This is a genomic window from Brevibacillus choshinensis, assembly GCF_001420695.1.
Classification (GTDB): domain Bacteria; phylum Bacillota; class Bacilli; order Brevibacillales; family Brevibacillaceae; genus Brevibacillus; species Brevibacillus choshinensis.
Genome location: NZ_LJJB01000013.1, coordinates 808141 through 830670, shown reverse-complemented (window position 1 = coordinate 830670; position 22530 = coordinate 808141). Strand labels below are relative to the sequence as shown.

24 protein-coding genes are annotated in these 22530 nt (G+C 47.5%); 8 read left to right on the top strand and 16 right to left on the bottom strand.

Annotated features, from left to right (window positions below; all coding sequences use genetic code 11):
• Positions 1-72 precede the first annotated feature (72 nt).
• On the bottom strand, positions 73-216 hold the full coding sequence (locus AN963_RS31610; RefSeq protein ID WP_169791942.1) for a hypothetical protein: 144 nt from the start codon (positions 214-216) through the stop codon (positions 73-75).
• Positions 217-339: 123 nt separating this feature from the next.
• On the opposite strand from AN963_RS31610, the gene AN963_RS24225 reads away from it, so the two are divergent.
• Positions 340-1404: a phosphodiester glycosidase family protein gene (locus AN963_RS24225; RefSeq protein WP_055747101.1), complete on the top strand. Its 1065-nt coding sequence runs from the start codon at positions 340-342 to the stop codon at positions 1402-1404.
• Positions 1405-1440: 36 nt separating this feature from the next.
• Positions 1441-1953, top strand: a complete 513-nt coding sequence (locus AN963_RS24220) for a DUF6886 family protein (RefSeq protein WP_055747100.1) — start codon at positions 1441-1443, stop codon at positions 1951-1953.
• A gap of 61 nt (positions 1954-2014) precedes the next feature.
• Here AN963_RS24220 and AN963_RS24215 read toward each other — a convergent pair whose 3' ends face one another.
• Entirely contained in the window at positions 2015-3586 is a 1572-nt protein-coding gene (locus AN963_RS24215) for an ABC-F family ATP-binding cassette domain-containing protein (RefSeq protein WP_055747099.1), read from the bottom strand.
• A 33-nt stretch (positions 3587-3619) separates the two neighbouring features.
• Entirely contained in the window at positions 3620-4477 is an 858-nt protein-coding gene (locus tag AN963_RS24210) for a HEPN domain-containing protein (protein ID WP_055747098.1), read from the bottom strand.
• A gap of 226 nt (positions 4478-4703) precedes the next feature.
• On the opposite strand from AN963_RS24210, the gene AN963_RS24205 reads away from it, so the two are divergent.
• Both AN963_RS24205 and AN963_RS24200 read left to right on the top strand, forming a co-directional pair.
• Positions 4704-4853 (top strand): small acid-soluble spore protein P, encoded by a 150-nt coding sequence (locus tag AN963_RS24205; protein ID WP_055747097.1) that lies wholly within the window; start codon positions 4704-4706, stop codon positions 4851-4853.
• Positions 4854-4981: 128 nt separating this feature from the next.
• Positions 4982-5734, top strand: coding sequence for a DUF5937 family protein (locus AN963_RS24200; RefSeq protein ID WP_055747096.1), 753 nt, complete (start codon positions 4982-4984; stop codon positions 5732-5734).
• Here AN963_RS24200 and AN963_RS24195 read toward each other — a convergent pair.
• The 5 genes from AN963_RS24195 to pdhA form a co-directional block, all read right to left on the bottom strand.
• A complete protein-coding gene (locus tag AN963_RS24195) occupies positions 5729-5890 on the bottom strand; it encodes an aspartyl-phosphate phosphatase Spo0E family protein (RefSeq protein ID WP_055747095.1) in 162 nt (53 codons plus the stop codon). The two genes, AN963_RS24200 and AN963_RS24195, sit on opposite strands and share 6 nt — an antisense overlap.
• Positions 5891-6026: 136 nt before the next feature.
• Positions 6027-7436: a dihydrolipoyl dehydrogenase gene (lpdA, locus tag AN963_RS24190; RefSeq protein WP_055747094.1), complete on the bottom strand. Its 1410-nt coding sequence runs from the start codon at positions 7434-7436 to the stop codon at positions 6027-6029.
• 6 nt (positions 7437-7442) lie between these two features.
• On the bottom strand, positions 7443-8849 hold the full coding sequence (locus tag AN963_RS24185; protein ID WP_055747093.1) for a dihydrolipoamide acetyltransferase family protein: 1407 nt from the start codon (positions 8847-8849) through the stop codon (positions 7443-7445).
• Positions 8850-8949: 100 nt separating this feature from the next.
• Entirely contained in the window at positions 8950-9930 is a 981-nt protein-coding gene (locus tag AN963_RS24180) for an alpha-ketoacid dehydrogenase subunit beta (protein WP_055747092.1), read from the bottom strand.
• Between the two features lie 3 nt (positions 9931-9933).
• Positions 9934-11019: a pyruvate dehydrogenase (acetyl-transferring) E1 component subunit alpha gene (gene pdhA, locus AN963_RS24175; protein ID WP_055747091.1), complete on the bottom strand. Its 1086-nt coding sequence runs from the start codon at positions 11017-11019 to the stop codon at positions 9934-9936.
• 326 nt (positions 11020-11345) lie between these two features.
• On the opposite strand from pdhA, the gene AN963_RS24170 reads away from it, so the two are divergent.
• Complete coding sequence (locus tag AN963_RS24170; RefSeq protein ID WP_055747090.1) at positions 11346-12080, top strand: alpha/beta hydrolase; 735 nt, start codon at positions 11346-11348, stop codon at positions 12078-12080.
• Between the two features lie 14 nt (positions 12081-12094).
• Here AN963_RS24170 and AN963_RS24165 read toward each other — a convergent pair whose 3' ends face one another.
• Both AN963_RS24165 and ltaE read right to left on the bottom strand, forming a co-directional pair.
• Positions 12095-12292 (bottom strand): hypothetical protein, encoded by a 198-nt coding sequence (locus tag AN963_RS24165; RefSeq protein ID WP_055747089.1) that lies wholly within the window; start codon positions 12290-12292, stop codon positions 12095-12097.
• A gap of 122 nt (positions 12293-12414) precedes the next feature.
• Positions 12415-13455, bottom strand: a complete 1041-nt coding sequence (gene ltaE, locus AN963_RS24160) for a low-specificity L-threonine aldolase (protein ID WP_201783776.1) — start codon at positions 13453-13455, stop codon at positions 12415-12417.
• A gap of 114 nt (positions 13456-13569) precedes the next feature.
• Here ltaE and AN963_RS24155 point away from each other — a divergent pair, with 114 nt between their 5' ends.
• Positions 13570-13872, top strand: coding sequence for a HesB/IscA family protein (locus AN963_RS24155; protein ID WP_055747087.1), 303 nt, complete (start codon positions 13570-13572; stop codon positions 13870-13872).
• Positions 13873-13933: 61 nt separating this feature from the next.
• Here the strand turns inward: AN963_RS24155 and AN963_RS24150 are convergent, their stop codons facing one another.
• The 4 genes from AN963_RS24150 to yneA all read right to left on the bottom strand — a co-directional run bounded on the left by AN963_RS24150 (position 13934) and on the right by yneA (position 17294).
• Positions 13934-16174 (bottom strand): HelD family protein, encoded by a 2241-nt coding sequence (locus tag AN963_RS24150; protein ID WP_055747086.1) that lies wholly within the window; start codon positions 16172-16174, stop codon positions 13934-13936.
• Positions 16175-16210: 36 nt separating this feature from the next.
• A complete protein-coding gene (gene crcB, locus AN963_RS24145) occupies positions 16211-16579 on the bottom strand; it encodes a fluoride efflux transporter CrcB (RefSeq protein ID WP_236708073.1) in 369 nt (122 codons plus the stop codon).
• Positions 16580-16663: 84 nt separating this feature from the next.
• Positions 16664-16861 (bottom strand): DUF896 domain-containing protein, encoded by a 198-nt coding sequence (locus AN963_RS24140; RefSeq protein WP_055747085.1) that lies wholly within the window; start codon positions 16859-16861, stop codon positions 16664-16666.
• Between the two features lie 94 nt (positions 16862-16955).
• A complete protein-coding gene (yneA, locus tag AN963_RS24135; protein WP_055747084.1) occupies positions 16956-17294 on the bottom strand; it encodes a cell division suppressor protein YneA in 339 nt (112 codons plus the stop codon).
• A gap of 161 nt (positions 17295-17455) precedes the next feature.
• Here yneA and lexA point away from each other — a divergent pair, with 161 nt between their 5' ends.
• Entirely contained in the window at positions 17456-18079 is a 624-nt protein-coding gene (gene lexA, locus AN963_RS24130) for a transcriptional repressor LexA (RefSeq protein ID WP_055747083.1), read from the top strand.
• 47 nt (positions 18080-18126) lie between these two features.
• Here lexA and AN963_RS24125 read toward each other — a convergent pair whose 3' ends face one another.
• The gene (locus tag AN963_RS24125; RefSeq protein ID WP_055747082.1) at positions 18127-18612 is read right to left on the bottom strand and encodes a DUF456 domain-containing protein; all 486 of its coding nucleotides are present in this window, start codon (positions 18610-18612) and stop codon (positions 18127-18129) included.
• Positions 18613-18756: 144 nt separating this feature from the next.
• On the opposite strand from AN963_RS24125, the gene AN963_RS24120 reads away from it, so the two are divergent.
• Positions 18757-19317: a DUF4269 domain-containing protein gene (locus AN963_RS24120; RefSeq protein WP_055747081.1), complete on the top strand. Its 561-nt coding sequence runs from the start codon at positions 18757-18759 to the stop codon at positions 19315-19317.
• 70 nt (positions 19318-19387) lie between these two features.
• On the opposite strand, the gene ileS is transcribed toward AN963_RS24120, so the two are convergent.
• The gene (ileS, locus tag AN963_RS24115) at positions 19388-22468 is read right to left on the bottom strand and encodes an isoleucine--tRNA ligase (protein ID WP_055747853.1); all 3081 of its coding nucleotides are present in this window, start codon (positions 22466-22468) and stop codon (positions 19388-19390) included.
• Positions 22469-22530 lie beyond the last annotated feature (62 nt).

Genomic DNA, 22530 nt, shown 5'->3' with positions numbered 1-22530 from the left:
GAGGAAAGCGGAACCGAGCGAATGAACAAACAAAAGCAGGCGAAATCCAGCCGGACTTCGCCCATTCTTCCATCACCCGTTATTGGAGTCAATCCGGGTCTCTTGCTTTTCCCCCTGATCCTGACGATCTCGGCTGGTGGTTTGATTCCTTGTTCCTTTTGGACCTTCCTGGTAAGCCTCTACTTCCTTTTGAAACTCTTCATCGAAGCCTCGCACATGGCTCACCTCCTCTTGGTAGTCTGCCCGCTACGATCTCAATTATTTCCCTGAAACTTTTTACCTAATTCTACGTCCATTCTATATAGAGATGATTCTATTGAGATGGTTAGGTGAGTATTCATGCAAACGTTATCCCGAGCACGCTCCTACAAACGAACAGCAAGAACGGCAAGAAGGCCGTGGCGTTGGGTCAAACGATTGATGCTGTTAACTGCTTTGACGTTTACAACCCTTGCGCTGGGAGGCATTATCTTCTTATTTGGTACCCAGACGGGAGAAGATTTGCGTGAATGGGCAGCTGGCACCTTGCTGACAACCCAGCATGATTATTGGGCCCCTTACACTTTTATACCCGAAGACAAGCTGAATGCATTAAAAGAACAGATCAAGCATCCTGAAGTGATCAACTCAGAAACGGATCTTGGATCTACAGAACTACCCGCTATGAAACCGATTGTCATTCCTCTACCGGAAAAACCGAAAGAGCTGGTCGACATTGAGGAAATCAACGTCAAGAAAGACAATTATTATTTTAAAGGGAAGATTATGTACATCCACGATCCTACACGCGTGCAGCTTCTCGTCACGAATCGGAAAGACCGTGGTGATTTGCTCGACGAATTCGTCAAAAAATCGAATGCGATCGGCATCGTGAATGCGAGTGGTTTTTCCGACCCTGACGGTTATGGAAAAGGCGCACAAGCTTATGGAGTCGTCATACATGACGGAAAAATAATTCAAGGCTACAATCCAAAGAGTGGTGAAACGGCACTCGGCATTACCTACGAAGGCAAGCTGGTTACCGGTAGCTATACGGCTGAACAGCTCGTAAAAATGGGTGTACGCGATGCGATGAGCTTTCGCCCTCAATTGATCGTGAACGGGAAAAACATGTTCACGGATAAACCCGCCAGAAGCTGGGGGATTCAACCACGTACGGCAATCGGACAAAAGGAAGATGGTACGATCGTCTTTGTCGTCATTGACGGTCGACAACCAGGTCACTCTATCGGGGCCAGCATGAATGATCTGGCTGAACTGCTGGAGGAGCGTGGGATTGTTACTGCGATGGCCATGGACGGTGGCTCCAGCTCTATGATGCTCCACAATGGGGAGGCGATCACCAAAACCTCTTGCCCTTATTATCGTGGACGCTATTTACCAAACGCATGGGCAGTCATCTAAATCGCGTGTGAATACTGATTCGTGGGAAATGTTTAGATGAGCTTATTGTTTCACTTTAGTGAGAATCCGACGATACAAAGCTTTCTCCCACGCCTTCACCCGTCACACCCTACTATAGCTCCTGCCGTCTGGGCGATCGATGAAGAGCATGCACCCATGTATTATCTTCCCCGTGATTGTCCTCGGATCGCTTATTACCCCCGGGAGGAGAGCAGCTCTGAAGACATTGAGGGTTACTTGAAACAAACCCGCGCGAAGAAGGTCATCGCGATCGAGAGCAGCTGGTATCGAGTCTTGCGGGAAACCGTTCTGTATCGCTATACATTTGAGCCTGGGCCATTCACATGCTGGGATCAGGGAGGAGGCTATTATATCGCTTACTCGACCGTAGTACCTCTCGAGGTCCAGCCGATGGGAGATCTACTGGAGAAGCTGATGGAGTCGGATGTCGAGCTTCGCATCACCCCATCCTTGACACCTTTGCGAGATTATCTGGTGTCCACCACACTCCACTACTCCATGATTCGCATGCGAAATGCAAAGCCCTAAACGAAAAAACAGGCAGCTCCACTTTTACTTGTGGGCTGCCTGTTTTGCTTTTTGATGCTGCTTACAGTTTGATCGGGGTCTTTGCTTGCTCCAGACTCCACTTTTCTACGTCCCAGACTTGCGTAACCCAATCCTCATAAAATTCAGGTTCATGGCAGACCAGGAGAACAGTCCCTTTAAACTCCTTGAGGGACCGTTTAAGCTCTTCTTTCGCCACAACGTCCAAGTGGTTGGTCGGCTCGTCGAATATCAGCCAGTTACTCTCACGTTGAAGCAGCTTACAAAGGCGTACCTTTGCTTGCTCGCCACCGGAGAGTGCATTCATGTTACGGTTAATGTGTTCGTTTTTCAAACCGCAACGGGCAAGAGCACCACGTACTTCATGATTGTTCATCGCCGGGAACTCATTCCAGACTTCTTCCAGTGCGGTCACCGATTTCGCTTTTACTTCTTGCTCAAAATAAGCTGGATGCAAGAAATCTCCACGATCCAATTTTCCTTTGAGTGGCTTGATGACGCCCAACAATGTTTTCAAGAGCGTCGATTTCCCGACACCGTTCATTCCTACGATTGCTACTTTCTCACCACGCTCCAGCTTGACGCTCAGCTTTGGCAAGAGTGGATGGGAGTATCCGATTTCCAGATCTTCCGCTTCTACGACAAACCGACTACTTGCCCGAGATTCTTTGAAGATAAAGGACGGCTTCGCAGCTGTTTCCGGCTTGTCGATTCGGTCCATTCTTTCCAGTTGCTTTTGACGGCTCTTTGCACGGCCAGTAGTGGACGCACGTGCTTTGTTTCGCGCGATGAAGTCTTCCATTTTTGCAATTTCTTCCTGTTGCTTCTCAAACGCATCAAAATGCTGATTGCGTTTCGTTTCAGACTGCGCTAGGAACGACTCGTAGTTACCTGTATATCGGTTCAGCTTGGTGAATTCCAAGTGGTAAATGACATTGACGACTTCATTCATAAACGTCGTATCATGGGAAATCAGCATGAAGGCGTATGGATATTCCTTCAAGTAGTTTTTCAGCCAGACGATGTGCTCTTCATCGAGATAGTTGGTCGGCTCATCGAGAAGCAATACGGTCGGCTGTTCGAGCAACAGCTTCGCGAGCAATACTTTCGTACGTTGACCACCAGACAGTGAAGCTACATCTCGCTCCAAGCCGATAGCACTCAGTCCGAGCGCGTTCCCGATTTCCTCGACTTTTGCATCAATCAAATAAAAGCCGCTCGTTTCCAGCTTATCCTGGATTTCACCCATGCGCTCTAGCAGCTCCTCGAGCTCCTCTGGGGACGCTTCCGCCATTTTTTCCCCGATGACCATCAGTTCGGCTTCTTGTTCCAGCAACGGCAGGAAAGCGTCTTTCAGCACGTCACGGATGGTTTTACCAGCTTGCAGCTTTGTATGTTGATCCAAATAGCCATATTGGATTTTTGGCATCCATTCGACCCGACCTTGATCAGGCATGTTTTGCCCAGTCAAAATTCCCATCATCGTCGATTTACCGGTTCCATTTGCCCCTACGAGCCCTACATGATCACCCGGCTGCAAACGGAATGACACATCACGAAACAAAATACGGTCCCCAAAACCGTGGGACAAGCCTTCCACAATCAAAACACTCATGTTTTTCCTCCTGATCTGTTTCCTCTATGAGGTTTACAAAATAATTCTTTCAAAAAATGACGGATTATAGCGTTCATAATAGCTATCACCGGTCAAAATTAACTGATCCAGTCGTACTTGTAAATCCTGAAGACTAATCCCCTCCATCGCTACGTTCAAGATCGCAGCACGTGCCATCAGACGAAGGATATTTACTTCATCAGACAAGGTGTTACCAAAAACTTTCCCGCTATGAACGATCTCTGAGCGATGATTGTACGATTTTTTAATCAACTGTGCAATCTTTTCTCGCTGTTGTAGCGAATCACCAAAATAGTACGCCATTCGCAAGCGCAGCTTGTAGGTGATTTCCCCTTTCCTCCCATCTGGGACAAAGAGCGATTCCAGACCGATCCACAAATCAAGCAGCTGGTCTTCATAGCTTTTTTTCTCCAGCGAAAGGGAGTATCTCCGAAAGGCCAAAGTAGGTAGATCACGATCTAGTAAAGCAAGAAAGATCCGTTGCGCATGCTCGTCAAACATGTATTTACCACCGTCTAACGAACGCTTCAGATACGTAATTCCATACAGATTTGCTTTCGCCGTAATCACGTATGGGATCGAACAGATACCGTTGATCGTTGAGAGATTCAGCTTGTTCTCGATTTCTTCGATCCAATCCCGGTCGTCAGTCAATCTCATTTCAGGGTAATCGCCAACGAGGAACAGGCTACTCATATCTACCCGTTTGTCAAACATGCGCCTGTTCTCATCCATTTCATTTCGCAAATAACGAGACGCTACCTTATATGGTTTTTCTGCACCTGAAATAAGCGTATATGAATTTGGCATATCAATCCGGACAGATTGCGGCGTCGTCGAATTAAACACGGGTGCGATCAAAAGTGGCATATGTTCTCTCCTTCTCGATGGATAAGCCAACATCATGCTTGTTCCAATTTGTTTACATAATAATATTATGATAAACTTATTCGCTCGTGCCAACCTTGTTTTATTGCCAATCGTTCACGCGAGTTGCCGTGGACATGCTTCCCTATAGAATACCAGCAATTCCTATGGTTCGTCATCCTTCGATTGCGCCAAACTAAAAAAAGCTACATAAGAAGGAGCTGATCTCATGGAAAAAGATCGTATCACAGATGAGAATCCACACCAAACGTATAATAATGAAGCAAGAGGTCTGGAACAAACGGGTGAACCTCTACCAGGATCCAAAAAAGTAAAACAGCAAAACCACAGCCGTTCGATCAAAACACGTGAAGGCTAACAAAACCACCCGGCTTCCCTTTTGGAGTCGGGTGATACCTTTTTCCTTATTTTTACACTAAAAAGATTGAATTGTCCCACAAGGATGAACTATGATGAATGCAGATTCCTTGTTGGAGGTAAGTAAATATGATCACCATTCCACTCACGGGCACGAGCCCTTTATCTCACAGGTTCAGTTACAGTATCTCACCCTTGTATGAATTGGCGGCAAGTCTTCATACTCTTGCGCAACCGACACCTCCTGAACGCTTCTCCAATTGGTCCCAAGAAAAATTATCGCACCTTCAAATAGTTCGATTGATGAAAGATTGGGAGTACTTTCTTCCGCTGTTTCGTTACGGGATTCCCGATACCTTTGATCCCTATCAGACAAAAGGTGTCATGGCAGTAAATGATCAATACGAGTACTTCGTCACCATCCCGACGGATCAGTTTGTGCGTAGTATGCTTCCATCTCTAGAAGCGTGGAGTCAACATCATTCCCTACCAGAAGTTTCAGAAGATTTGCGAGAGGATTCGGATTATGTGAAGGGCCGTTTCAGCCTATTTGTTTCATCGTACTGGCAGCTTTCTTTTGAATCAAATTGGGAGGTCGTAGCTCCCCTCTTTGTAAAAGAAGCGGAACGGATCCATCACGCACTGGAGGACGCAGACTCCATCGTCAGTCTCCTACAAACGATCCTGCCCTCCATCCGTTATGATTCAGATTCAGACAGTCTAGCCTGCCCAATCGAGGGTCCTGCATGCGAGGTTGAAACCTTGATACTGTACCCTAGTCACTACTACTTTTCAGAGCCTTTGCTCTCGATTAAAGAAGGAAATGCGCATTTGCTCTATTCCTTCACAACTCCATCTGTGTCCAACAAAAACGCCCTATGAAGGGCGTTTTTCATGCATCATATGCGCGACGATTAATTTATCTAATTGTTGACTAATCCTGACGATCTCAGGGTCAAGAAAATTGAAACCTGCATCTTTGGCTGCACGTTCCAGTTTGCGGCGCAAGTCATCAATCATCTGATTCGTAATCTCCATGTTGCAGACCCCCACCCATATAACGTCTCCCACTATTTTACAATATATAAGATTCGGTGGAAAGGGTAAGATGTGGAAGAAAAAAGCCTTGCACCCAGAAAAGTGCAAGGCTTCGCTTATTCTAAAAGAAACGCCATTACTTCATGACATGGATCGGATGACCCAATGCCAGCTCGGCCGCTTCCATCGTCACTTCACCCAAAGTAGGATGGGCATGGATCGTCAGCTCGATATCTTCGAGAGTCGCTCCCATTTCGATCGCCAATCCAATCTCTGCGATGATGTTGGATGCTTCTACACCCACGATTTGTGCACCTAGCACGAGGTTCGTTCCTTTTTCTCCGATCAACTTAACATAACCTTCCCCTGCATTCACGGACAGAGCGCGACCGTTTGCTGCAAATGGAAAACGTCCTACGACGTAATCAATTCCTTTTTCTTTCGCTTCTTTCTCGTTGATCCCTACACTTGCGATTTCAGGATCACAGAAAACAACAGCAGGAATTGCTTTGTAATCCACTTCTGCTGGATGTCCAGCGATCGCTTCAGCTGCCACTTTTCCTTCGTAGGAAGCTTTGTGAGCCAATGCTGGACCCGGTACGATGTCACCGATAGCATATACGTTTGGAATGTTTGTGCGGCCTTGCTTGTCTACGACGATCAGGCCACGATCGGTCAAATTCATGCCGATGTCACGAACACCGAGCTCATCTGTATTTGGACGACGACCAACTGTCACGAGGATATATTCAGCCTCGATCTGTTTTTGTTCGCCTTTTACTTCAGCCGTAACGATCACGCCGTTCTCGGTTTCTTCCATACCTTGTGCCAATGCTTTCGTGTGGATGGTTACGTCGAGCTTTTTCAGCTTGCGCTCAACCAAACGAGGCATATCTGGCTCAAAGCCTGGCAGAATTTGATCTGCACCTTCCAAAATGGTTACTTTGGTTCCGAACTTAGCAAACACGGTTCCAAGCTCAATTCCGATGTAGCCCCCACCGATGACAACAATGCTCTTTGGCAGCTCAGTTAAGCTGAGAGCTTCCGTAGAAGACAGCACGCGTTTGGCAAATGGGAATGCAGGCAGTTCAATTGGACGGGAACCTGTCGCGATGATGCAATGCTCAAAGCGATAACGGTTTACATCGTAGCCGTGGAATACACGAACTTCGTTTTCGCTTACGAACAATGCTTCACCAGGGATAACCTGGATTTTGTTGCCTTTGAACAGGGAGCCTACGCCACCAGTCAATTGCTTGACGATGCCGCCTTTCCACTCCTGCACTTTTGCAAAGTCCACTTTTACGTTCTCCATGGTGATCCCCATAGATTCGGTATGTTGTGTGTGCTCATATGTGTGTGCCGCATGGATCATCGCTTTGGACGGAATGCAGCCTACGTTCAGGCATACGCCACCCAATTCTGCTTTTTCCACGACAGCAACGGTTTTGCCCAGTTGGGCGGCACGAATGGCCGCCACGTATCCACCTGGACCTGCTCCGATCACGAGCACATCCACTTCTGTGGTAAATTCACCTACTACCATTGTTGATTATCCCTCCATGACGAGCAGCGTTGGGTTTTCCAGAAGCTGCTTCACGTAGTTGACGAATCGTTGAGCTGGTTCGCCATCAACCAAGCGGTGGTCAAAGCTCAGAGACAGGTGCAGCATTTGGCCAACCACAATTTCTCCGTTTTTCACGATCGGTTTTTCGCTGATACGTCCTACTCCCAAAATAGCCACTTCTGGGTGGTTGATGATTGGAGTAAAGAACATACCGCCAGCAGATCCGATGTTGGTGATGCTGAAAGTAGAGCCTTTGAGTTCATCCGCAGTCGCTTTACGATCGCGAGCTTTTTTCGCCAGATCGCCGATTTCACCAGCGATTGTGAAAATGGACTTGCTGTCAGCTGCTTTTACTACAGGCACGAGAAGACCGTCTTCTGTCGAAGTAGCAATCCCGATGTTGTAGTATTTTTTATAGATAACTTCTTGTTTCTCGTCGTCGATGGATGCATTCAGTTCAGGGAACTTTTTCAGTCCCGCTACCACTGCTTTCACGATCATTGGCAGGTACGTCAGCTTCACGCCACGCTCTTCTGCCAAAGGTTTCGCATCCTTGCGCATAGCCACGAGTGCCGTTACATCCACTTCATCAAAAATGGTTACATGTGGAGCGGTGTAAGCGGATTTCACCATCGCTTTTGCGATTGCTTTACGCATACCTTTGAGTGGTACACGCTCTTCCAATTCGCCAGCTTGGGAAGGAGTGTAGTGAACGGTCGGTGCTGCCGCTGCTTGAGCCACACCAGTCGGTGCTGCTGCTTCTGGTGCCACTACCACAGCTGCTGCTTCAGCTGGAGCCGCTGCAGATGCTGCAGCAGGTGCTACGCCGCCCGCTGCGAAACGATCAACGTCGTCGCGAGTGATACGACCCAGCTTGCCTGTGCCTGGTACGTTTGCCAGTTGAACGCCTTTTTCACGCGCGTATTTACGCACGGAAGGAGTCGCCAGAACATGCTTGCGGTCGATTGGAGCCGCTACAGCTGTTGCGGTTGCTTGTGCCATTGGGGTTTCCAATGCTTGGTTGGCATTTGCACTTACTTGGGAACCGATGTCGCAACCTGGCTCCATTTTGTCTGCCGCTGCAGGAGCTGGAGTCTCAGCTGCTGCATGCGCATCTCCATGACCATGATCGGGCAGGTTAGGAATTTCGCCTTCCACATCAAAGTCGATAAGTGGATCGCCTACGACAGAAACGGTACCTTCTGTCACTTTCAGTTCGAGGACTTTTCCTTTTACAGGCGATGGTACTTCCACAACCGCCTTGTCATTTTGTACTTCCATAATGACTTGGTCTTCTTCTACGGAATCCCCCGGCTGTACGTGCCATTTGACGATTTCGCCTTCATGGATGCCCTCGCCGAGCTCCGGGAGTCTGAATGTAAAACGACTCACGATATCTCCTCCTTATAAACACTTCGCCGTATTTTCACCCTATATTTGCCAAAAGAAGGCGGAAAGCTCTTATCTTTCCGCCGATTATGTCTGCTTGTAATTAAAAATCAAGCACTTGTGTCAAACCATCCACTACGCGCTTCACATCTGGAAGCCATACGTCTTCTGCTTGAGCAAAAGGATAAACGGTATCCGGTGCTGTAATACGCAGAACTGGTGCTTCCAGGTGCAGGATCGCACGCTCGTTGATTTGCGTGATGATTTCCGCTGCGACGCCAGAAGTTTTTTGAGCTTCTTGAACCACGATCGCACGGTTTGTTTTCTTCACGGATTCCACGATGGTGTCGATGTCGAGTGGGCTGATGGTACGCAGGTCGATTACTTCTACCTTTGCTCCACGAGCTTTTTCGATTTCTTCCGCAGCTTTCAAGCTGGTATGAACCATTGCGCCGTAAGTGATGATGGTCACATCTGTACCTTCTTTCACTACGTTCGCTTTCCCCAGTGGAATCGCGTAATCTCCTTCTGGAACTTCTTGGCGGAAGGAACGATACAGCTTCATGTGCTCCAGGAATACCACTGGATCATTGTCGCGGATAGCGGAGATCAAGAGACCTTTTGCATCGTAAGGGTTGGAAGGAATAACCACTTTCAGACCCGGAGTTTGCAGCATCAGACCCTCCAGGGAGTCAGCATGCAGCTCAGGTGTTTTTACGCCGCCACCAAATGGTGAACGGAAAGTAACCGGGCTGTGGAAGCGTCCGCCGGAACGGTAACGCATACGTGTCGCTTGCGAAGCGATCGCATCGAAGGTTTCAAATACGAATCCAAAGAATTGGATTTCAGCTACAGGACGGAAGCCATTGATCGAGAGACCAACAGCCAAACCACCAATACCCGATTCTGCCAGAGGGGTATCAAAAACGCGTTGCTCGCCAAACTCGGATTGCAATCCTTCTGTCGCACGGAATACCCCGCCGTTTTTCCCTACGTCTTCCCCGAAGACAAGTACGGTCTCGTCGCGTTTCAACTCAACGCGCATTGCGTCCGTAATGGCTTGAACCATTGTCATTTGTGCCATGGCTTACTTCGACTCCTTCGCCAGGTATTCTGCCTTTTGCTCTTCCAAAGATGGTGGCAGTGTCTCGAACATACAATCGATCAGTTCAGATACTTTCATTTTCGGAGCCTCGTCCGCTTTTTTGATGGCATCTGCAACTGCTTTTTTCGCTTCTTCAATAACAGCTTCTTCGTCTTTTTCGTTCCACAGGCCTTTTGCTTCGAGGAACTTGCGGAAGCGGATCAATGGATCGCGCAGTTCCCATTCGCTTTGCTCTTCACCTGTACGATAACGAGTTGGATCGTCACCAGCCATGGTATGTGGACCATAGCGGTAGGTCATTGCCTCGATCAAGGTAGCACCTTCGCCGTTTACCCCACGCTCTTTCGCTTTTAGAACCGCGTAGTAAACTGCCATGATGTCCATACCATCAATGCGCTCGCTTGCAATACCAGCAGCTACTGCTTTGACAGCGATGTTCTCGGAAGCTGTTTGTTTTTCGAACGGCAGCGAGATTGCGTAGCCGTTGTTTTGGGAGAAGAAGATGACTGGCAGCTTGTAAACACCTGCGTAGTTCATCCCTTCATAAAAGTCACCTTGGGAAGTTGCGCCGTCACCAAAGTAGTTGATGGCAACGCGTTTTTCTCCACGCAGTTTGTAACCCATAGCAACACCGGTCGCTTGTGTACATTGAGCTGCGATGATGATTTGTGGCATCAGAACGTTTACGCCTTCAGGAATGCGTCCGCCCTCGATGTGTCCACGTGAGTACAGGAATGCTTGATGCATAGGGAAACCGTGCCATACCATTTGCGGGATATCGCGGTAGCTAGGCAGGATGAAGTCTTCTTTGGACAATGCGCCCTCAGAACCGATCATGCTCGCTTCTTGACCTGCAACTGGAGCGTAGAAGCCCAGGCGGCCTTGGCGGTTCAAGCTGATTGCGCGTTGGTCCCATACACGGGTAAATACCATTTTACGCATCAGTTCACGCAATTCATCATCGGAGAGATTAGGCATTAAATCAGGACGAACAACCGTTCCATCCGGAGCAAGAATTTGCAGCGGGGCGTTGTTCTCTGTTTGTTCAACAGCAGTGGTTACGCTCATCACATTCACCTCGTCACTGGATTAAAGGTTCCTTGGACCCCAGACGCTTTTCTGCTAGCCGGACGACTGTCCGTTCAGTCAAGAATCGCGAATGCTGTCGGAGGATACCCTGAAAGAAAAGTAAAAGAACAGTTGGAAGTTACAGGAAAGGGCTTACAGATCCTCCTGCGCAACCCTGTTATACTGCAGACAAATTGTCTGTTCAATGTGTTATAGTATTGATATTACAGGGTTTATTTCCTCTCTGTTATCATTTACTATATAAGCTGTATCAGTTTATTTCAAGGACTTTCTTTTCAAAAAAGTAAATTATGGTGGTGGGATTCATGTCCGAATATGTAAAACGTACAATCATAAAAGAAGAAGTGCCCAGCATCCATGTGGACACTCCACGCTCCGTAAAAGTGTACCTTCCGCCCGGGTATAACGAGCTTCTTTCCTATCCTGTTGTCTACTGTCAGGATGGAAATGACTTCTTTACGATGGGACGGATCGCGACCATCGCTAATCAACTCATCCTGGAGGAAGGTATCGAGCCTTTCCTGATCGTCGGCGTCTCGGTAGAACGGAGCAAGCGTACCAGTGAATACTCTCCGGTCGGCTCGCGAAACGCTGCCTACAAGCGATTTTTCACGGAAGAGTTGCTTCCGTTTATTGAAGAACGCTATCCTGTTCGTCGCGATCCTGCATCCCGCGTGTTAGCAGGAGACTCATTGGGGGGTACAGTCTCTTTGCATCTTGCCCTGGATCGTCCTGACATCTTTCCTCATGTCCTCGCTTTGTCGGGAGCCTTTTTCCAGTCGACGCTCGATCAGGTGACTAGCACTTCCAGCCTATCCTGGCTCAACCTTTGGATGGTCGTTGGCCTAGATGAGCTCGCCGTTGAAACTCATATGGGTACATTTGACTTTGTCCAATGGAATCGAGCTGCAAAAGAAGTGCTAGAAACCAAACAAGCCAACCTGTCTTATCGAGAAAAGCCAGGCAACCACGTCTGGGGCTTATGGCAAAAGGAGTTGCCCGACGGATTGCGCTATTTCTTCCCTGCACCCAAGCTATAGCACCTTCGTTTTCCCTACAGTCCATTAATTTCCTTGATATCTTCATATCCGTAATAACGGCCATCCACCATGAAGATGCCCTCGTGGGTGGCTTTTTCAATTTCTCCAGCCACTTGCTGGGCATCGTTGAGAACGATATTGACGATTCTACTTTCGTCACGCTGCATCTGAACTTGTATCCGTTGACGATCCTTGGCCGATATCATGTCCATCCCTCTTTTCCCCTACGTTGGATAGCTATAGTATTTCTTTGCTAGTACAGAATTACACAACAAAAACAGCCCCGACCATGCCATATGGCTAGATCGGGACTGCTGCTCACATTGTGTTAGGATTAGGATGCGGAGACACTTGTGATCAATGCTTCGACTACTTCGAGTACATGCTGAATGTCATCTTCCGAGATGTGGCGATGTGTGGTAAAGCGAATCACATACTCGTCAAAGTCAACTGCAAAGACGCCTTGCTCCGCCAGCAATTTCAAGAAATCGACCGCGGTCTGATTAATGGAGTCCGTTTTCACCAGCACGATGTTAGTCTCCACTGGCTCTACCTCTAGCGAGAGCTTGCGGAAGCCCTCGGCCAATTGCTTTGCTCTATCATGGTCTTCTACCAACCGCTCCGTCATTTCGGTAAGAGCAAGAATGCCTGGTGCCGCTAAATAACCGACTTGACGAAGTCCTCCCCCCAGTTTCTTTCTCCACCATCTTGCCTCTTCAATAAAGTCTTTGCTACCCGCCAAAATGGAGCCTACAGGAGCACTTAGACCTTTGGATAAACATATTTGAATCGTAGTCGTATACTGGCTGAGCTCACGAACATCAACACCTAGGCTAGCTGCGGCATTAAACAACCGCGCACCGTCCAGATGCACTGGGATCCCATGTTTTTGCCCTATATCGTACACGCTCTTCATCTGTTCGGGGGTAACCACGGCTCCCCCTGCTCGATTGTGCGTATTTTCCAAGCAAATCAACTTCGTGCGAGGGAAATGAATATTTGTGGTGGAGCGGATTGCCTTTTCCACGTCTTCTCCGCGCAATGCACCACGTACCCCTGCCAACGTACGAGTCTGGACGCCAGCTAATGCCGACATCGCTCCTCCCTCGTAATAAAAAATGTGAGATTCTGCTTCAGCGATAACTTCATCTCCGTTCACGCAATGTGTCAGAACCGCTACCTGATTTCCTTGCGTACCACTCGTAACAAACAGAGCTGCTTCTTTCCCCAGACGCTCTGCCGCGATTTGCTCAAGACGATTGACCGTAGGATCCTCGCGGTAAACATCATCGCCCACTTCCGCTTCCGCCATCGCACGAATCATGGCATCTGTTGGTTTTGTGACTGTATCACTACGCAAATCAATTTTTCTCATGGTTCTTCTCCCCTTTGCATTCACTGGTCTGTAAACTTTCAACATTGCATCAGGAATTACCTCTTTGCTAATATATGGAGTGGATACATACATAAAAGTTAGGAGACCTGTCCCATGAAAGTAAAAATTACGCGCAACGCAGCGAAGCAATTGAAAACCATTATTGACCAAGAAGAAGACAAAGACCTGAAACTGCGTATCTACATCACACACGCGCACGGTGACCACGCTCACTACGGTCTCGCTCTGGACAAGCCTACAGAAGAAGACGAAGTAATCGATACCGACAAAGAGATCGATGTGATCGTGAAAAAAGATGAGCCACTCTTGGACGGAATCATCCTCGATTACCTGTACCTCCCAGAAGAAGGCTTTGTTATTACAAACCCATCCAAAGGTAACACAGGTGACCACTAAGTCCCTTCACACAAATCCCCCTTGCCGAATCAATCAGCAAGGGGGATTTTGTATGTGTTCGTCACGCCTGTATATACAATTCGGATGGCATCTCACGTAATAGCGGTGTCATACCGCCAGCTACGTACGTCATGATCAGTCGGTGAACAGGACGAGTCATTGCGACATAGAGCAATTTGGCATCCCACTCGGATTCATCATACGAATCAACGTCCAGCAAAATGACTACATCAAACTGCAACCCTTTGGTCAAATAAGCCGGCATCACAGTGACACCACCAGGAAACTGGTTATCTTTACTACCAAGCAGCGTCAGACCCGATATACTGTCTTGCAAGCCTTTATATGCTTTTTTGCTCGCGCCAATGCTCTTGGTCACAATCGCAATCGTCTGGAACCCTTCCGCGGTATAGGAGGCTACGCGCTCCGAAACGTCCTTCCAAAGCTCCGCTCGAGTCGCTGGACTCACCATGATAGGCTTTTCTCCATGACGTAGCACCGGTTTTGCCAGGACCGTTTCCGGAAGCTGAATCTGCCGCAGCACTTCATTTGCGCATTTCATAATTTCGATCGTCGAGCGATAGCTTTGCGACAATGTGTAATAGGAAGGACGCAGGTTTTGAAAAATTCCCTCGGTCAATTCCTCCCACGAATGAATGCCACGGTACGAATGAATACCTTGCGCGATATCCCCTACAATGGTGAGCGATTTATTCTTAGTCGCCAGAGAGACAACCGCAATTTCTAACGCACTCAAGTCTTGGGCTTCGTCAATCACCGTATGATCGAAGTGCTCCGCCTTGTTCATGCCCTCGATGATGTGCTGCAAATAGAGGAGCGGCGCAATGTCTTCTGCCTCCAAGCGTTCCTCTGCAAACAGGCTGCTCGAAGAATGGCAAACGTCATGTATAACCGTATCAGAAACTTCCGGTGAAACGAGCTTGCGCAAAAGCTCCTCATCCGTTATCACTTCCCGATAGGCCGCAAATGCCTCCAGCTTTGGAAAGGAAGTCATATAGATATCGAGGATTTGTTCCAGCATTTTTTCAAACTTGGCCAGTCCCTGTTTATCCAGATCGATTTTTAGCTCACGCAAATGGGCAAACATTTGCTTGTTCATTTCCTGCTTCAAATGCTTTCGCAATGAGTCCAATCTTCGCTGATAAGGAAGATGGGCAAACTGCTCGAGAAAGCTTTGACGGATAAAATCGCTGCTAATCGTGAAGACATGCTTAGTCTTGTTGTACTGAAAGCTCAGCTTTTTAAACGGGATTCTCGTCTCAATGACAAAACGGATGTACTGCTCCAACACGTCTCGGCATTCGAGTGATCCTTTGAATCTCAAGCGATTTCGCGTCTGCTTCTGCTCTTGTTCGTCTTGACCCTCTTCAAAGAACAGCAGGATAGGTTTATCCGGACTCGTGATTCTCCACCCTTTTGGCAGTAACGGCTTGACGAGTCGAGCAGCCCAATCTACGAAGGTGGACTGCTGCACGTCATCTACTCCCAGCTCTGGCAGGACATCCGAGATATATGTAAGAAACATCCGGTTGGGGGCGAACACCATGAATTTTTTGGACATCATGGAATCCTGGTAGTTATAAATCAGATAGGACAGCCTGTGCAGCGCTATCGTTGTTTTCCCGCTACCTGCTACCCCTTGAACGACAATCGGTCGCTCTTTTTCTGCCCGGATAATATCATTTTGTTCGGATTGAATCGTAGCGACGATGTCTTTTAGCTTGCTGTCATTTGCCTGATTCAGGTTTGCTGCCAAAAATTCATCGATGAAGCCTTCCTGCAGAAAGTCATCCGGATCTCCCATTTCCCGATGAATCGTTTCTTTTACCGCTCCATCATAGATACCGGTGATTTTCCCTTCCTCCATGGCAAAATTACGCTTTAGAGTCACTTCACCACGAACGATTTCGCGCCCCATTCGGTAAAAGGCTTCTTTACTCTCTCCGGAATAATATAGGCTAGCGATCGGTGCTCTCCAGTCCACGACAACAGAATCAAAAGTATCGCCACGGACGATCCCCCGTTTTCCAATGTAAACTTGGTCCAGCTCATAAATTTCATCCTTCATGAAATCGACTCGCCCGAAGTACGGCTTTTCTCGACCTTGATCTTCTAGATAGCGCAATTCTTTCGCTTTCTTGAAATTCACGACCTGTTTTACATAGTCATCCGTTGCCTCACGAATATCCTCACGTAATTGTGTGATTTCACTGTCAATTATCGCGATCGTTTCATCAAGCTTCTTTTGTTCCTGCTCGTATTCCCGGTGTTGGGTACTCATACCCATCCCCCCTCTCGTCCATTCCATTTAGGTCAACTACGTCCACTGCCGTGCCATCCATATTCCTGCTGCACAGGATAACAATCCAACTACTACACTTAGTAGGGCATACATGATTCCTCGAAGGATTTGTCCCTCTCCCCAAAACGAGATGACTTCCAGAGAAAATGTGGAGAAAGTCGTAAATCCGCCCATAACGCCTGTTGCAAATAAGAGGTAAATCTCAGGTGACAGGATACCCCGTTCTTTCCCCCAGACAGACAACATGCCGATGAGACAAGAACCCACCACATTGGCCAGCCACGTTCCTAGCGGCCAGCCCGGTTGATTGGCCACTAGCGAGAGGCCATAGCGCATGATTGATCCCAGCGCTCCACCCGCTGCCACCGCCAGCCATGGTATCATTTTCCTCTCCCCTTTTCCTCAGTTCGGAACAAAAAGACACCCTAGCTTCAAGCAAGGATGTCTGTGCTATCAATATCTGTTATCTTACTGTTTCCGACCATTTTCTTCAAGGTCTTCCACGTAACGGATGGAATCCAAGCTCCCCTTCAACGAAAGCTTTACAGCATCAATATACTTTTGACGAAGTTCTTTTTGTTCGAGCTTTTCTTCCTCGGACAAACCAACTTCCTTCGATTTTTTCACCAATTCATTAATACGTTTGATTTCTGCGTCAGATACCACTACTGGTTCCTCCCCACCTGTGAGTAATGCCGCTCCATTATACCATATCCCTAGCTTGACGCAAGCGATCGGTCACACGCAGGCAGGTAGTCATTTACTGCGTGAGAGGTATTTTCAAGGTCTGTCCCGGGTAAATCACGACTCCATCCAAATCATTCGCCTCTTTGATCGCAACGACGAGTTCATTCACATCCATCTTCGCTTCCTCTTTATAACGAACAGCCATCTTCCATAAGCTATCTCCTGCTTGCACGGTCACTTCTTTTGCAGGTAGTACCTCATCGACCCCGGAAGCAAACACCAGTTCGGTTAACAAGTAAAAAAAGAGAGAGAAGCTAACCAGAAACAAAATGGCCTGCCCACGGGTGATACCGAACCTTGCACGTCGTGTTTCTTTTCTTTCAAAGCGGTTATGTACAGTCATGACTGACATCAATAATCCCTCCTACAAACGTACGTTCCGTTCTCTTGTATTCATCATATATGGGAACGTATGTTCATGTCAACAAAAAAAGATCGAACTTATGTTTGTCGAACGCAAGATCCCATGGTATAATATAGGAAAACATGTTCGAGAAAACTGAGGTGTCTTATATGTCAAAACTATCGAATAGACAGCAAGCCATCATCGACTTCATTCGCAAAGAAGTCCGTGATAAAGGCTACCCGCCTTCTGTCCGGGAAATTGGTGAAGCGGTTGGTCTTGCCTCCAGTTCTACTGTTCACGGACACTTGGCCCGCCTGGAAAAGAAAGGTCTCATCCGTCGTGACCCTACCAAGCCTCGTGCGATTGAGCTTCTGTCTGAGGAAGATCGCTTTCAAGATGATTTTGAAGATTCCGTTGTTCGCGTCCCTGTCATCGGAAAAGTAACAGCTGGACAACCTATCACCGCGATTGAAGATGTGGAAGAATATTTTCCTTTACCTGAAAACATCGTGACATCGGACAAAGTGTACATGCTTCGGGTCTCCGGAAACAGTATGATCGATGCAGGTATCCTCGATGGCGATTATGTGATCGTTCGTCAACAGCACGTAGCCAATAATGGTGATATCGTAGTGGCTATGACCGAAGAAGATGAAGCTACCGTAAAGCGCTTCTTTAAAGAGAAAAACCATTTCCGACTCCAACCGGAAAATGCAACGATGGAGCCGATCATCCTGGATGCTGTTTCGATCCTGGGTAAAGTCATTGGCGTATACCGTTTGATTCATTAATCTAAGTACATGAAAAAGGACAGCCTCGGCTGTCCTTTTTACTGTCTTCATGCGGCGATAAAAAACCAGATGATCATCGTCAGCTGCAATACTACTTTGACTACAGCGCTACCCAGGAACCCAATCAGTGATCCAAAGCCAGCTTTAATCGCTTTCTCCATCGGTTGTTTTTGCATGAGAAGCTCTACCAATACGACGAACACAAACGGTAGAATGATCATCCCAAATGGAGGGAACAAAAATATCCCGGCAAAAATCCCTACGACTGCCGCAATGGAAGACCATTTGGAGCCTCCGTATTTTTTCACAAAGTAAATGTTGGTCAAGAGGTCTGCTCCGTACAAAAGAACGCTAAGTGCGACCATCCCCCACCAAAATGAGGCGGGCAGTCCTGCACCAGGATCGGCGATAAAAAAATGATAGAGCAAGAAACCTGCCCACAGCAGGATGGTATCAGGTAAAACCGGCAAAAAGATCCCGGCGATACTTAAGGCAAACAACGCCACCACAATGATCCATAACAGTATTTCCACTAGTCCCACTCCCCTCTGTATGGTATACGTGTCAGTTTCATTTCCGTTGCAATTTGTATCAAACCCTTCTACAATAATCCAGTGATTCCTTTCTTACGATCGTAACCCAAAACCGACAGAATAAAACGGCTCGGAGGCAATCTTATGACAAACTGGCGAGACCTTTCCTATTTACTTACGGGTACGTCAAGACAACAAGCAGCTTGGAAAGCCATTTCTCATAATAACGTCATAGCGACCTTGCAAGCTTACGATCCTGTACTGGCAGGCACCATACCACTCAACATCGATGTAGATGCGAGTGATCTGGATATCATTTGTACCAGCCACGATCTCGATCAGTTTGATGCAGATGTCCGTGCAGCCTATAGCCATAAGGAAGGTTATCAGGAGACTCGACTATTCATTCAAGGTAGACAAACGAGTGTGATTGGCTTTTATGACACTGGCTTTTGGTTCGAACTATTTGCCCAGCCGCTCCCGGTCGAACAGCAGAATGCTTATCGTCATATGGTTATCGAGTCCCGCTTGCTTCGTTTGGGGGGTGACGCAGCTTATCGGGAAATCAAGCTTCTCAAACAACAAGGTATCAAGACGGAGCCTGCTTTCGCTCGCTATTTTGGGATTCCTGGTGATGATCCGTATCAAGCGCTTTTGGAAATGGAGCACCTTTCTATTGAAGAGTTACAATCCTATATGCTTTAGCCCTAGCACAAAAACCAGCAGAAACACGATGTCCCGTGTTGAGCTGGTTTTTGCTTAGTTATGCCTATCCTTATTCAATGCGTAATCGGATACTTCGATCTCCAATCGAAGCCGTCTCCATGTCAGCTTCTGCTCCAAATTTCACTTCCGACAGCTGCACGTTGTTTTTCAACACTTGATCAAATCGCTCCAGCGCTTCTTTTACTTGTGAATCGACATCCAATGTAAGAATCACCCGTTTTTCAATCGGTAAAACCATTTTCTTGCGATAATCTTGAATGGCGCGTATGACTTCACGTACGATCCCTTCTTGTTCGAGCTCCTCTGTGATCGCCGTATTCAAAGCGACATTGACTTGGTAGCCAGAAGCGGAAGCAAATCCTGCTTTCCCTTGCTTCTCTACCAGCAACTCGTCAATTGTGATTCGAATTTCTTCTCCTGATTGGGTGAATTCCAAGTATCCGCGGTCCACTGTTTGTAATGCTTCGGAATCGGTCAATTCTTTCAAATAGCTTTGGATTGGTCCGACAAGCTTACCGTATTTCTTTCCAGCCACTTTCAGATTCAGTTTGAAGTGATAGGTCACATATCCACTGTCATTCTGCTCTATTCGAATGCGCTTCACATTGATTTCTTCTTTTATGATGGATGCATATCGAGTCACATCGAAAGGACGATCGATGGAGACAATCAGTTCAGACAAAGGCTGACGTGTCTTGATACCTGTTTCGTTGCGGATGTTTCGGGCCAGCTCTACGATTTGACGTGCGGTTTCCATGTCATTCTCGAGCGCAGTGTCAATAGCGTCTGACTTCACCTTTGGATAATCGGACAAGTGTACGCTTTCCTTCCCTACCAAATTACCGTAAATATCTTCCGCAAGTAGCGGTGCGTACGGAGCGATCATCCCCGCAAGAGTTCCGAGTACTTCATGCAGGGTTTGGTAGGCGGATATTTTGTCATCCGCCATGTCATTGCTCCAAAAACGGTCACGTGAACGGCGAATGTACCAGTTACTCAATTCGTCGACGAATGTCTCGATCTGTTTTGCCGGATTCATAAAATCGTAGCTTTCCAGACCTTTTTCTACATGCTGCAGAGTGGAATTCAAGCGGGAAAGCACCCAACGATCCAACTCGTTCACCGTCTCTCGCTGTTCAAATTCCTGAGGCTTGTATTGATCAATCGACGCATACATGGAGTAAAAAGCATGGATGTTATGAACAGTATCGATCACCTTCGACTTTGCTTCAGCTACGATCCGTTTGGAAAATCGTTTGCTGCTCCACGGAGCACTGTCAGACAAAAGAGCCCATCGAAACGCATCCGCGCCGAATTCTTCGATTACTTCCCAAGGATCGATCCCGTTCCCTTTGCTTTTGGACATCTTTTGACCGTTCTCATCCAGTACGTGTCCCGTAGAGATGACGGCTTTGTAAGGAGATTTTCCATTATAAAGTGTGGATACGGCCAGCAAGCTGAAAAACCAGCCTCTCGTTTGGTCAATCCCCTCCGAGATCATATCTGCAGGATACTGCTCCTGGAATTCTTCTTCGTCGCCAAACGGGTGATGGTACTGGGCAAACGGCATCGATCCACTGTCAAACCATACATCGATCACCTCAGGCGTTCTTTCCATGGTGCCACCGCACGCACATCGCAATTTCACATCATCTACAAACGGCTTATGCAATTCCAGGCTCGCGTCAATCGGTTCCAGTGATCGTTCGCGCAATTCTTTTATACTTCCGGGCGCATATTCACATCCACAGGCCTGACAAAGCCAGATGTTGAGCGGTGTTCCCCAGTAACGATTGCGACTGATATTCCAGTATACGAGCTCTTCCAGAAATTTGCCGAAACGCCCCTCACGCAAATGCCCAGGGTACCAGTCAATCTTGCTATTGTTTTCGATCAGCTGTTCTTTAATTGCGGTTGTTTTAATAAACCAGCTTTCCATCGCGTAGTAGAGCAAAGGAGACTTGCAGCGCCAGCAAAATGGATAGCTGTGCTCATACCGTTCTTTCGAGAACAACAAATGACGATGGGCCAAGTCTTTCACGACATCGACATCACACTCTTTGACAAAACGCCCAGCAAAATCAGTAACTTGGTCTGTGTAACGTCCTGCCAGATTTACCACGTTCACAAAATCCAAGTTGTGCTGCCGCGTCGTGCGATAGTCGTCTTCTCCATGCGCAGGTGCAATATGGACAATACCTGTACCGCTTTTATCACTGACATAGTCGGCATCGACCACGATGTGTCCTTTGTTAACGTTGATATAGCCAAATGGTGGTTCATACGCGGTACCGATGAATTCGGCTCCTTTATGTGTAGATAAGATCTCAAAGTCTTCCTTCATGACGGTCTCGACAAGATTCTTGGCTACCACATACACTTCATCGTTCTTTTTCACACGCACATAGTCGATCTCTTTGTTCACTGCTAAAGCTACGTTGGCAGGAAGTGTCCATGGTGTCGTCGTCCATGCGAGAAATATATCCTCACCATTTTTGCTCCGAAATTTCACAGTTGCACTCAGATCTTTCACGTCTTCATAGCCTTGAGCTACTTCATGAGAGCTCAGCGTCGTCTGACAATCCGGGCAATACGGGCTAACGCGGTGACCTTTGTACAGCAGTTCTTTTTTGTGGATCTCGGACAAGATGTGCCAGACGCTCTCGATGTACTCATTGGTGAGTGTAACGTATGGATGGTCCATGTCGGTCCAATAAGCAATACCCTCAGTTAGCTCTCGCCATTGCTTCTCATATTCAAAAACGCTGCTTTTGCACTGTTCTACAAACTTCGCTACCCCGTAATTTTCAATCTCTTGTTTGCCTGATATCCCCAACTGCTTTTCCACACCAAGCTCTACAGGTAGACCGTGCGTATCCCAGCCTGCCTTACGAACGACTCGATATCCCGACATCGTTTTGTATCGTCCGATAAAATCTTTGATGACACGTCCAAGTACGTGCCCGATATGAGGCTGGCCATTGGCTGTTGGAGGACCTTCGTAAAACACATAGTTCGGTTTACCTACTCGATTTTCAATCGATTTTCGAAACGTATCGTCTTGTTTCCACTGTTTTAAAATACGGAGCTCTCGTGCCCTCGCTTTTTCTTTCGCATCCACTGTTCTCATCGATTTCATCCCTTCTTCTGATAAATTGATGGAGGGAGTGTCCAAGAAAAACAAAAAAATCC